The sequence below is a fragment of the Cognaticolwellia beringensis genome (assembly GCF_002076895.1).
GTDB lineage: Bacteria > Pseudomonadota > Gammaproteobacteria > Enterobacterales > Alteromonadaceae > Cognaticolwellia > Cognaticolwellia beringensis.
This window is the reverse complement of sequence record NZ_CP020465.1, coordinates 3,106,982-3,119,660: the sequence shown is the minus strand read 5'-3', so window position 1 is coordinate 3,119,660 and position 12,679 is coordinate 3,106,982. Positions and strand designations below refer to the sequence as shown.

General features: G+C 38.1%; 8 protein-coding genes. All 8 read right to left on the bottom strand.

Annotated features, from left to right (window positions below):
• Positions 1–647 precede the first annotated feature (647 nt).
• Positions 648–2,555, bottom strand: a complete 1,908-nt coding sequence (locus B5D82_RS13220) for a SurA N-terminal domain-containing protein (RefSeq protein WP_081152150.1) — start codon at positions 2,553–2,555, stop codon at positions 648–650.
• A gap of 506 nt (positions 2,556–3,061) precedes the next feature.
• Entirely contained in the window at positions 3,062–3,574 is a 513-nt protein-coding gene (locus B5D82_RS13215; RefSeq protein ID WP_245807475.1) for a cytochrome c-type biogenesis protein, read from the bottom strand.
• The gene (locus B5D82_RS13210; RefSeq protein WP_081152147.1) at positions 3,574–4,125 is read right to left on the bottom strand and encodes a DsbE family thiol:disulfide interchange protein; all 552 of its coding nucleotides are present in this window, start codon (positions 4,123–4,125) and stop codon (positions 3,574–3,576) included. The genes B5D82_RS13215 and B5D82_RS13210 overlap by 1 nt, the downstream gene beginning before the upstream one ends.
• A gap of 4 nt (positions 4,126–4,129) precedes the next feature.
• Positions 4,130–6,115: a heme lyase CcmF/NrfE family subunit gene (locus B5D82_RS13205; RefSeq protein ID WP_081152145.1), complete on the bottom strand. Its 1,986-nt coding sequence runs from the start codon at positions 6,113–6,115 to the stop codon at positions 4,130–4,132.
• 147 nt (positions 6,116–6,262) lie between these two features.
• Positions 6,263–7,528, bottom strand: a complete 1,266-nt coding sequence (gene ccmI / locus B5D82_RS13200) for a c-type cytochrome biogenesis protein CcmI (RefSeq protein ID WP_081152144.1) — start codon at positions 7,526–7,528, stop codon at positions 6,263–6,265.
• A 735-nt stretch (positions 7,529–8,263) separates the two neighbouring features.
• On the bottom strand, positions 8,264–8,539 hold the full coding sequence (gene hupB / locus B5D82_RS13195) for a nucleoid-associated protein HU-beta (RefSeq protein WP_077285373.1): 276 nt from the start codon (positions 8,537–8,539) through the stop codon (positions 8,264–8,266).
• Positions 8,540–8,827: 288 nt separating this feature from the next.
• Positions 8,828–11,176: an endopeptidase La gene (gene lon, locus B5D82_RS13190; RefSeq protein WP_081152142.1), complete on the bottom strand. Its 2,349-nt coding sequence runs from the start codon at positions 11,174–11,176 to the stop codon at positions 8,828–8,830.
• Between the two features lie 151 nt (positions 11,177–11,327).
• On the bottom strand, positions 11,328–12,605 hold the full coding sequence (clpX, locus tag B5D82_RS13185; protein WP_081152141.1) for an ATP-dependent protease ATP-binding subunit ClpX: 1,278 nt from the start codon (positions 12,603–12,605) through the stop codon (positions 11,328–11,330).
• Between the last annotated feature and the right edge of the window lie 74 nt (positions 12,606–12,679).

Genomic DNA, 12,679 nt, shown 5'->3' with positions numbered 1-12,679 from the left:
CTGATCAGATTAGTTCCTGATCAAAGGTTGACGGACTGACCTTAGACCATCCTAAACAGACTGATTTTCAGTCAGAACATCTACACGTACTTCACATACTCACATACTACACATAAATCTTAAATTGATTGCATGAAGCAAGCATATAGCCCGAGTTGAAATGAATACTGCCTTCTAAAGTGGATAAACCTATAATACAAATTTGATTAATTAAGTGATCTACTTTTCATGAGGGAAAATGGATAATGACATGGTATAAAATGTAGTCAGTCGTTATGCTATTTATAAATTTTATAACACCGTCATTATTAATTTTAACCATTTCAATGAGCCGTTAATTAATCAACTTGGTATAATATTCGCCTTTCCTTGAGGGCAATTATAAGCCAACTCTGTAGTTGAAGCAGCAGTACTTAATAACTACATTCACGTAAGAAAATAACTCATCGGCATGAGTAAGCCCTTTACGTCGATGCAAGTTCATATTGTTATTTACTCTGGAATATCCAACATATGTTATGGAGTATTTATCCTTAATAAAAATTAATCCATTATTTAATTTTAATAGTATTAAACGCTTAAAACAAAAAACCAGCCTATTGGCTGGTTTTATATTTTAAGCTTTATTCGCTAGCATTAGTTATAAGCTAGTACTGCGTTGTAGGCGCTTGTACTTTTCGGCGCACAATCTCTGCACCTACTTTTAGCGATTCAACATAACTTAAATAAGCGGCTTGTGCCAATTGCTGAGTTAACTGCTGCGACAAGTTAGGTGAGTCTTTAACTTCACCTACATTGACCGCTTGCACTTCGAGTAACGCTAAATTGCCATTACTAAGGTTAACTGTCGTTGCTGAAACTGCATCTTCACTAGGACGAGGTAATTTAAAGGCTTCGCGTGCTAAGCTAGCGTCTAAACCACTACCAACACGTGTAACCGCTGTTTTCACTTCCATAGTAGCGCCAAACTCTGCTAATTGCTCAGTAATGTCAGTACCCGATTTGAATGCAACAAGCAGCTCATCTACAACAGTTTGTGCTTTTTCAGAGGCTTTTTTTGCAACAAGCATAGTTTTAATTTGCCCGCTTACTTCAGCAAGTGGTTTAACACTTGCGTCTTGGTATTTATTTAAGCGCATTACAATAGCTAAACTATCACTAACTTCAACAATATCTGAGTTTAATTGTTCATTAATAACAATATCAGAAAAAGCCGCATCGACAACGCTGCTAACATCGAAAGGGGCTGCATTAGCACCGCGAGTTAACCAGCCAGAAGTTTTAACAGTTGCATTTATGGCACCTGCTGCGTCATCTAAACTGTCAGGAAACTCAAAACTTAAACGTGCTACTTCTTGTTGAAGTTCAAAGAACTTATCTTGCGCTTTTTCACTTTTAGCTTTGGCAACTACTGCGTCACGCACTTCAGCTAAACTTTGTACTTTCTCAGCCTTGTAATCAGTTAATTTAATGATATGAAAACCAAAATCGGTTTTAATGACGTCACTAACACTGCCAATGCCTGTTAATGCAAAAGCTGCATCATCGAATGCGCTGTCCATAACACCAGACTCAATCCAGTCTAGATCGCCGCCGTTTTCACCACTAAAGGTATCTGCGGAATGTTCTTTGGCTAATTCTGCAAAGTCTTCACCGGCATTAATTCTAGTAAGTAAAGCTTCTGTGCTTGCTTTCGCAGCCGCTTCGTCATCACCAAACTCAATTAGAATGTGGGCAATACGACGTTGCTCTTCATCGCGATATTGACTGATATTATTTTGATAATATGCCTTAACATCTGCATCTGTTAACACGACTTTACTGGCGATAGTATCAACATCAAGCGTAATGTAGTTTACTTTAACTTGTTCTTGATTTTCAAAGCGCGATTGATTGGCTAAATAATAATCATTAATTTCTTCATCGCTTAATTCGATATTTGCTTTAAATTGCTCTGCATTAATAGTGGCAAAACGAATGTCACGTTGTTGGTTTTGTAAAGCAGTAAACATATCTTCTTGATACGGTAAGCTAAATTCGCTTGCAATTAATGCTTGTGTTAATTGACGGCGTGTCATTTCAGTGCGTAAGTAATCACGAAAGTCAGATGATTGATAAAAACCAGCTTGATTAATCATGGCTAAGTAACGATTGTTGTCAAAAACACCGTCAACTTGAAATTCTGGCATATTACGAATGGTACTTTTAATACGCTGATCTGCCACACGAATAGCAAGTGCTTCTGAGTTTTGATCGACAAGCTTTTGGTTGATTAAATTATCAACCACACCATTACGAAAGTTACTCATGTAACTAGGGTCAGCTGATAATGTTTCAAACATATCACCAAATTGCTGCGCCATGCGGTTACGCTGTGCTTGATAAGCTTTATTAAACTCATCTTGTGATATTTGTTCACCATTGACATCAGCTACTGAAGTATCAACTGAATTGTTGTAACTACCAATGCCGGCAACAGCGAAGGTTAAAATAATAAAACCAAGAATAATCTTAGCGGTTAATCCTTGAGAGCTTTCGCGAATATTTTCTAACATCTTTGTCTCTTTACACGAGGGTATTGTACTTTCCGCGCGACTTTAACTGCGGTATTAATTTACCGCTATTATGCGTTACAATTATTAAGCAGCTGTTAACCAACCAAAGTAAAACTTACTTCAATAGCAAACTAATTTAGCTTCTTTACTAACTTATACGCTTTAAAATCGCAATATGAACGGGCATGTTAGCCCAATAATAATCAAAATGAAACTCTTTTACTCTGGTGATGAAATAACGGTTAAATAACCATCACCCTTGCAACAATAATACCGATTTTTATCAAATTTGGCACAGGTTAGCTTGTGCTGTTAGCAATTTTATTAATTTGCTGGTTTACATTATTTACAGGAAAAATGGCCAAATATAAGGCCGTTATTTTGATAGCGAGTTGTTCAGGACAAAATCCCTCCTAGATTTTATAAAAAACTGCATCCGTGCAGCTGTAATGATTAAATAACGCAGTAGTTGGAAAATTTAATTAGTTAACATGGAGTGATACGTACTACTTCTTGTTTAGAATATCGTCTAAATTAGTTTGTTCTTGTGCTGATAAGTCGTGTTCATTGGCTTTAACTTTACTGCGTTTTCTTAAGACAAATACTACGCCCATGATAAAGCCGAATAATATAATTACAGGACCAAACCAGAGAATATAAGTTTGCTCTTTCAGCGGTGGACGGTATAAAACAAAATCACCGTAGCGATACACCATAAAGTCAATAATTTCCTGATCTGTTTTACCTTCTTGCAATAAGTTATAAAGGTTTTTTCTTAAATCTATGGCAATTTTAGAATTTGAATCGGCTAAATTTTGATTTTGACACTTAGGGCAGCGTAATTCTTTCGACAAAATTTGAAAGCGTAATTCAGTCGTTTCGTCATTAAACTGAAAAGTGTCTACTGGGCTTGCATTAGTGCTGCTTAGCCAAAAAAAACTTAGCAACAATGAACCAATAACAACCCGTAACATCTGCTGTAGTCTTATTGCACAAGTATGATTGAGTACATATTTCACTAGGTCGATCCTTGTGCTATTTCAGCTTCTATAGTGTCAATCAGTGGTAAAAATTCTTTTTTCCATACCTGGTCATTAATAGGCCCTGCAAAACGTTTACGAATAATACCTGTGTGATCTATAACAAAGGTTTCAGGAGCGCCGAATACACCAATATCTAGCCCAAGAGCACCCTGTTCGTCGAAGATAGAAAATTCATAAGGGTCTTCGTATTGTTTTAACCAATTCAAAGCCGCATTGCGGTCATCGGTAAAGTTAAGCCCGTAGAGTTTGATGCGTGAGTCGCGAATAATATCAAGTAAATATGGGTGTTCATATTTACACTGTATACACCAAGTCGCCCAAACATTAAGTAAAACAATATTGCCGGTTAAGTCTTCTCGTCCAACGAGTCGGTCAGTCGATTTTAATATCGGAAGCTCAAAATTAGGCAGCGGTTTACCTATCATTGCCGAAGGCATGGCTTGCGGATTAAGAAATAAACCTCGGTATAACAATACCCCTAATAAAACAAATAAAATTAATGGTATAAAACGAATAATACTTTTCACTAATTTACGCCTCTTGTAAAACTACAGGATTATCTTGCTTAGATACTTGTTCGGTTGCTAATACGCGTTTGCGATAACGTTTACTCAATATGGCTAAGAAACCACCTATCGCCATAAAAAAGGCGCCTAACCATATCCAAACAATAAACGGTTTGTAATATAAACGCATTGACCAAGCGTTTTGCTCTAGCGGATCACCTAATGCAACGTAAATATCACGCCATAAAGTGGTATGAATAGCGGCTTCGGTCATGCCCGTACGTTGTACTTTGTAGGTACGTTGCTCTGGCTTTAATAAGGTCACAAACTCATCATCAATTGAAACGTTAATCTGTCCTTGAATCGCGCTGTAATTAGGTCCCATAACATTCTTAGTGCCTTCAAACGTTATAGTGTAACCTGATAAATTAGTACTCTCACCAGGTGCCATTTTTACGTTAATTTCTTTTTCATAGGTCGAAACCATGGTCACACCGATCACGGTGATAGCAATACCGGCATGCGCAACAGCCATACCTATATGGTTAAGCGGAACTGCTGAAAACTTTAAACTACCGTCAGCTTGTTTAGCATTATTAAACACATCTTTTAACACGGCCAAGACAATCCAGCAGCCTAAGCTCATACCAATAAATGCGCTAATGTTAAATTCACCCGCAAAGATAAATGGCCAAGCGGCACCAAATAACACACTTACCAAAGAGATAATATTTAAATGCTTAGACAACTCACCTTTACGTGCTTTTTTCCAGCGAATAAGAGGTCCAATCCCCATAAAGAGGAACAGTGCTATCATCATGGGTACAAAAACGGCGTTAAAATATGGCGCTCCAACGGATATTTTCCCTAAACCCATTGCATCAATAATCATCGGGTAAAGCGTGCCTAATAAAATAGTAACCGTCGCTGTCACTAATATAGATATGGCCACTAGAATAGTATTCTCACGTGAATAAAAAGTGAAGCGGTTAGGACTACTAACATTTGCAGCTCTAAATGCATAAAGGGTTAGTGAACCACCAACAGCTACCGCTAACAATACTAACAAGTACATGCCGCGGTCAGGGTCTACCGCAAATGAATGTACGGAAGTAATGACACCTGAACGTACTAGGAATGCACCTAATAAGTTTAACGAAAAGGTAAAAATAGCCAGTAATAATGTCCAATGCTTAAAGGTGTTACGCTGCTCTGTTACCGCTAAGGCATGAATCAAAGCAGTGCCGGCCAGCCATGGCATAAATGAAACATTCTCAACAGGATCCCAAAACCACCAACCACCCCAACCAAGTTCATAATATGCCCACCAGCTACCTAATGCGATACCTACGGATAAAAATGACCAAGCAGCCACAGTCCAAGGACGTGACCAACGAGCCCATGCAGCATCCATCTTTCCTGCCATTAGGGCTGCAATAGCAAAGGCAAACGCAACTGAAAACCCAACATAGCCCATATACAGCATTGGCGGATGAATAATTAATCCAATATCTTGTAATAATGGATTTAAATCTTGTCCTTCAAGAGGAAAGTTTGGCAATAAACGTTCAAACGGGTTAGAGGTTAGCAGTGTAAATAAAATAAAACCCACCGCGATCATGCCCATAACTGCCAAAACACGTGCAACAAACTCTTTTTCTAATTGCTTACTAAAAACACTTACAGCGAAAGTCCAGCATGTTAAAGCAAAAATCCAAAACAGCATTGAGCCTTCATGTCCTCCCCAAACAGCACTAATTTTGAAATAGTATGGTAGTAAGCTATTAGAATGATTGGCGATATATTTGACAGAAAAGTCATCTACCGTAAAGCTATAGGCTAATAAAAAGATACTAATGCCGATAAACAAAAACAGACCAAAACTTAACGGTTTGGCACTATTAATTAATTGTTGGTTGTTCTGCGCTACACCAATCAGTGGCACTATGCTTAAACATAGTGCAAAAGCAAACCCGATAATGAGTGCGAAATGGCCAAGCTCTGGGATCATGATAATTCCTGTAAATCAATGTTAAAACATTATAGCGACTAAGTTTAGCTGATTCTAACTAGTCAAGACTAGCGTCAAATCAAATATTCAATATGTAAATACTAGCGTTGTGAGCAAAGATAACTTTCCCACAGCACTTTAAAGTGACTATTGTGGGACCTGCTCTGATATTACCATTGTAATCGGGCCTTGTTCCATTGCATCTATATTAAGCATTTCTGCTTTAAAGTCCCCTGGTTTTATACCGACACTGCCTTGCATAGATACCACAGCGTAAATATGCACTTTATCAACACTACTTAAACGCATTTGTGGTGTCATAGCTTGTGAATCATCTAAAACTATAGTTAAAGGTAAATCGCTAGCTTTAAGTTTTACCGCGGCTAAAGGCATTCGAGGCCCATCAGCTGCAATAGCATATATAAATACAGTTTTATCATCACCAGCCATTAACTTTTCTTGCACGCTAGTCCCTAATGACACCTGTACAGTAAGATGGGGTAAATTTGGATCTAACGCGGCACTAGCATCCTCTGTAGGTGCAACTCCATTACTAAGACGTAATTGATTTTTAGCTTCTTCGACAGCTCCGGCTAAGGCTTGCATGCTTATTCCTGGTCGGTCACTATTTAATACAACTTCCCAGTAATGCACCGCCTTAGCAAAATCTCGATGACTAAAACTGTCCATGCCTAAGAGTATATTAGTGGAGGCGTCTTGCGAATCTAACCCTAAAGCTTTATCAATTACCGCTTGAATATCGCTATTAATCTGTTGATTATTTTTATAATACATCGCTTGAGCTTTTGGCCCTAATAACTCAGCATGTTCACCCTCTTGCGACATTACGCGATCAAATGCTTCAATAGCATTATCAAACTCTCCAACAGATATGTAGGCTTGACCTAAGCTAAACCATGCTTGGGAGTTAGTTGGATTTTCTTTTACTTCACTCTGAAGCTGCTGTAGTCGAAAAGCCAGCATTTGCTCTGGGGTCAATTGACTATGCTCGTCGTTTTCGTTAATGGCTGTTGGTGCGTTTAGTAATTGATATGCACCTAGTTTCATATAGCTATATAAACTTAAACTGACGATGCTAAATGCTATACATGCTGGCCATACCCATGATCTAGTTATTTTTGTAACCTCACGGGGTTGGCTTGAACTAGCATCTTGCAAAAGTGTTTTATCTAATTCTGCCTTTAATTGAATATAACTCTCTTGCTCAATACTACCTTCTGCTAAGTCGTGTTCGAGTAGCGATAAATGCTCGTGATAAAGTGTGACATTGGTTTCTTGACGAATGTTAAGGTTTTCCGCACCGATGGTATCCTTAGATGAGGAAAATATACGCCAGACAATAAGTAATGCAATCACTATCAATGATAAAACTGCCAGCCAGAATGTAGTCATATTATTTAATTTATACCTTGTTAAAGCAATTGTGTAATCTGTTTGATATTAGCTATGTAAACACTCCATATAACGCGACTATATGAATAACCATTGTTCATACGTTGTTTACAGCGTCGTAGAGTAACAATTATAAGTACTTTTTCCTAGCAATACTGACCGAGAAAACAGCATGTTCATCGTAACGTTAGGCCAGACTCATCAGACATATAGCCATAATCGTATTCACGGGATAATTGGGTGAATATTGTTGGCTAGCTATCCAAGCTAAAAAACTCACCAACGAGTTCATACGCCATTGAGTACCTAGTTTTATAATTAATAGGATATTAAGATGAATTCTACGTGGGTTTAAAATATCACAATAAATAAAGTTAAACTGTAATGAAATTGTATCGCCTTATGCCAACTTGATTAATTAAGTGATCTACTTTTTCATGAGGGAAAATGGATAATGACAAAGCTTAAAATTTAGTCAGTCGTTATGCTACTTATAAATTTTAACTATTGAAAATGGCCAGTTAATTAATCCACTTGGTATGACTTAAATATTATTCAAATTGGGTAGGCTACTGAGATTCAGCTAAGATGGGCAAATAAACAAATAGCGCAGTTGTTGCTTGTTTTAACCCAGAGAAATATTCAGATAATGAGTAGGGTAAGTATGATAGTCCAGATACAATTAAGCCGCTTATAAAAGCGGCTTAATGAGTAATCTTTAGCAAAAGCTATTGATTAGCCGTTACAAGCATCTTTAAGTGCTTTACCAGCTTTAAAAGATGGTATTTTAGCTGCTGCGATTTCAATAGTCGCACCAGTTTGTGGGTTACGGCCTGTGCGCGCTGCACGGTCACGTACTGAGAAAGTACCAAAACCAACTAGTGCTACTTGCTCGCCACCTTTTAACTCTTCTGTAACTGCTTCGATAAATGAATCTAATGCACGACCAGCCGCAGCTTTAGAAATGTCAGCACCCGCAGCAATTTTCTCGATAAGTTGAGATTTATTCACAGTGTATTCCCCTTCAATTGTTATTATTCAGCGCTATCTTCTGTTTTAGCGTCCTGCAGAAACCTTTAATTAAGCCTCTTTATGAACATATAGCACCGAGTTAAAGAAAACTAAAAATATTGATAATTATTTTTATCTCTACTATGCCCCCTATAGATAGGGGCTCTAGCGTTATCAGCGTCATTAACTTAACATAGTTTCAGCGTTTGAAAAGCGTTAATTACGTTTTTTGCAATTTTTTTGCATTTTTTTTACATTTTTCAGCAAAAACTGCTGTTTTTTAGCCATTTACTTCTCTGACTGCCACTTTTCAACCGGGTGTTCTAATGCAATTTTCAACACCTCATCTATCCATTTAACCGGATAGATGGCTAAATCAGCTTTAACATTATCAGGAATTTCTTCCAAATCACGTTCATTATCCTTCGGAATAATAACCGTTTTTATACCACCACGATGAGCAGCGAGTAATTTTTCTTTTAACCCGCCAATTGCCAGTACTTCACCGCGTAAAGTTATTTCACCCGTCATAGCAACATCCGCTTTCACCGGATTACCGGTTAAACTTGATACTAAAGCTGTACACATTCCAACACCAGCACTTGGCCCATCTTTCGGTGTTGCGCCTTCCGGTACATGTACATGAATATCGCGTTTTTCATGAAAGTCACTATTAATACGTAGCTTTTCAGTGCGACTACGCACGACCATCATTGCTGCTTGTATCGACTCCTGCATGACATCACCAAGTGAACCGGTATAACTCAATTTTCCTTTACCTGGTACAGAAGCCGTTTCAATGGTGAGTAGCTCACCGCCGACTTGTGTCCAAGCAAGGCCAGTTACTAAACCAACTCTATTTTCAGAGTCGGCTTTACCATAGTCAAAACGCTGAACACCCAAAAATTCGGATAAATTCTCTTGGTTTATGGTCACTTTTTTTACATTTTTGTCTAATAAAATTGACTTAACCGCTTTACGACATAACTTTGAGATATCGCGCTCTAGCGCACGAACACCGGCCTCACGAGTGTAATAGCGAATAATACCGACAATGGCACTATCTTCAATTTCAATTTCTTTACTTTTTAAACCGTTGCGCTCAATTTGTTTATTAAGTAAATGATTCTTTGCAATATTAAGCTTTTCATCTTCGGTATAACCCGATAAATGTATCACTTCCATACGATCGAGTAATGGTCCTGGGATATCCATACTGTTTGACGTAGCAACAAACATCACATCGGATAAGTCATAATCGACTTCCAAATAATGGTCGTTAAAGCTGCTGTTTTGCTCAGGATCTAATACTTCTAATAATGCTGAAGCTGGATCGCCACGCATGTCAGAGGCCATTTTATCTATTTCATCTAACAAAAATAACGGATTCTTCACGCCTACTTTTGCGATTTTTTGTATAAGCTTACCTGGCAGTGAGCCAATATAAGTTCTTCTATGACCGCGAATTTCAGCTTCATCGCGCACGCCGCCAAGTGCCATACGCACATATTTACGACCAGTAGATTTAGCAATAGATTGCCCTAACGAAGTTTTACCTACGCCAGGAGGCCCAACTAAACATAAAATAGGCCCTTTTAGCTGGCTAACACGTTGTTGCACAGCTAAATACTCTACGATACGCTCTTTAACTTTATCGAGTCCGTAATGATCTTTGTCTAACACTTCTTGTGCTAACTTAAGATCACGCTTTAATTTACTGCGTTTTTTCCACGGTACACTGATCATCCAATCAATATAGCTTCGCACAACAGTCGCTTCAGCAGACATTGGCGACATCATTTTCAATTTTTTCAATTCTGTTAGGGTTTTTTCTTTTGCTTCTTTGGGCATTTGAGCAGCTTCAATCTGTTTTTCTATTTGCTCAGCCTCGTTTGTGCCCTCTTCGTCATCACCTAATTCTTTTTGAATAGCTTTCATTTGCTCATTCAAATAGTACTCACGTTGGCTTTTTTCCATTTGCTTTTTAACACGCGTGCGAATTTTTTTCTCTACTTGCAGTAAATCGATTTCCCCTTCCATTAGCGCCATTAAAAACTCGAGACGCTCTGAAACATGGGTAATTTCTAATACTTTTTGTTTATCAACTAACTTAAGCGGCATGTGAGCTGCCATGGTGTCGGCTAACTGCTCTGCATCATCAATACCTGAAACCGAAGTTAATACCTCTGGTGGTATTTTTTTATTTAATTTAACGTAACCTTCGAATTGGGAAATAGCTGAACGAATAAGTACTTCAGTACTATCATCAGGCACACCTTCTACATTTAGAAACTCTGCATTAGCAGTAAAATATTCATCAGTTTCAACAAACTCAGTAATTTGAGCACGACGTACACCCTCAACCAGTACTTTAACGGTACCGTCAGGTAATTTTAACATTTGTAAAATAGTGGCAATGGTACCGGTTTTATACAAATCGTTTTGTGCTGGGTCATCAACCGCAGCATCTTTTTGTGCAACAAGGAAAATTTGCTTATCATTTTCGTTGGCAATATCAAGACAACGGATTGATTTTTCGCGACCAACAAATAATGGGATAACCATTTGCGGATAGACAACGACATCACGTAAGGCTAATACGGGAATTTCAACTACGCCAGATAACTCTTTAGTCATTGGTTACTCTCTCGGTGAATAGTATGATGTAATTTTTACAGATATGTATTTGTATATGGGGTGTTTGTAAATACTTTCAACAGATGAATAAAAAAAAGTGACGTTAACCAAATTGGCTAACGTCACTTTTTAGAAGTTACTTACCGTACATTTACTCCGAAGACGCTTTATCTTGCTGCGTTTCGTAAATAATAATCGGCTTAGATTCACCTTTAATAACCGCTTCGTCAACAACAACTTTAACGGCATTATCCAGAGAAGGTAATTCATACATTGTTTCGAGTAAAACACCCTCAACAATAGATCGTAAACCACGAGCACCCGTTTTACGTTCCATCGCTTTATGAGCAATCGCCGTCAGAGCATCTTCTCTAAACTCAAGCTCAACATTTTCCATATCAAAAAGTGCGGTAAATTGCTTAGTTAAAGCATTTTTAGGCTCTTGTAATATTTGAATAAGCGCGTCTTGATCAAGTTCGGTTAATGTAGCTACTACAGGTAGACGACCAATAAACTCTGGGATCAAACCATATTTAACTAAATCTTGTGGTTCAACATCTTGAAAACGTTGCGTTAAGGTTTTCTCGTCTTCTTTGCCACGAACTGTAGCACCAAAACCAATACCTGTTCCGGTATGGCAACGTTGCTCAACAACTTTATCAAGTCCGGCAAATGCACCACCACAAATAAATAGAATTTTAGAGGTGTCGACCTGTAAAAATTCTTGCTGTGGATGCTTACGACCACCTTGTGGCGGCACAGAGGCAATAGTACCTTCAATAAGTTTTAATAATGCTTGTTGAACACCTTCGCCCGAAACATCACGCGTGATAGATGGATTGTCAGATTTACGTGAAATCTTGTCAATTTCATCAATATAAACAATACCACGTTGAGCTTTTTCAACGTCATAATCACACTTTTGCAATAGTTTCTGAATAATGTTTTCAACATCTTCACCCACATAACCTGCTTCGGTTAGTGTCGTGGCATCAGCCATGGTAAATGGTACATCTAATAAGCGCGCTAGAGTTTGCGCTAATAATGTTTTACCACTACCTGTAGGGCCAATTAACAAAATATTACTTTTGCTCAGCTCTACACCATTGTGTGAGTCGCCATTGCGTAAACGCTTATAGTGGTTATAAACCGCTACAGCGAGCACTTTTTTCGCGTGCTCTTGCCCGATAACATAATCATCTAAGCTTTCACGAATTTCAATTGGCGTTGGTAAGCTTTCTTTGTCTTGCTTAGGCGAAATTTCTTTAATTTCTTCGCGGATAATATCGTTGCAAAGTTCAACACATTCATCGCAAACAAAGACAGAAGGACCTGCAATTAACTTACGTACTTCATGCTGACTTTTACCACAAAATGAGCAATACAGTAACTTACCGTCATCACCGTCACCTGTTTTCATATCGGTCATACGGTACCTCTAATATTTTAAATTTATACAAACTAATACTGACCAGTATTTCATAAATCGCGAAAATAACAACG

Coding starts and splice junctions, on each gene's coding strand:
- B5D82_RS13220 (WP_081152150.1), bottom strand. CDS start 2,555: ATGTTAGAAAATATTCGCGAAAGCTCTCAAGGATTAACCGCTAAGATT.
- B5D82_RS13205 (WP_081152145.1), bottom strand. CDS start 6,115: ATGATCCCAGAGCTTGGCCATTTCGCACTCATTATCGGGTTTGCTTTT.
- ccmI (WP_081152144.1), bottom strand. CDS start 7,528: ATGACTACATTCTGGCTGGCAGTTTTATCATTGATAGTGATTGCATTA.
- lon (WP_081152142.1), bottom strand. CDS start 11,176: ATGACTAAAGAGTTATCTGGCGTAGTTGAAATTCCCGTATTAGCCTTA.
- clpX (WP_081152141.1), bottom strand. CDS start 12,605: ATGACCGATATGAAAACAGGTGACGGTGATGACGGTAAGTTACTGTAT.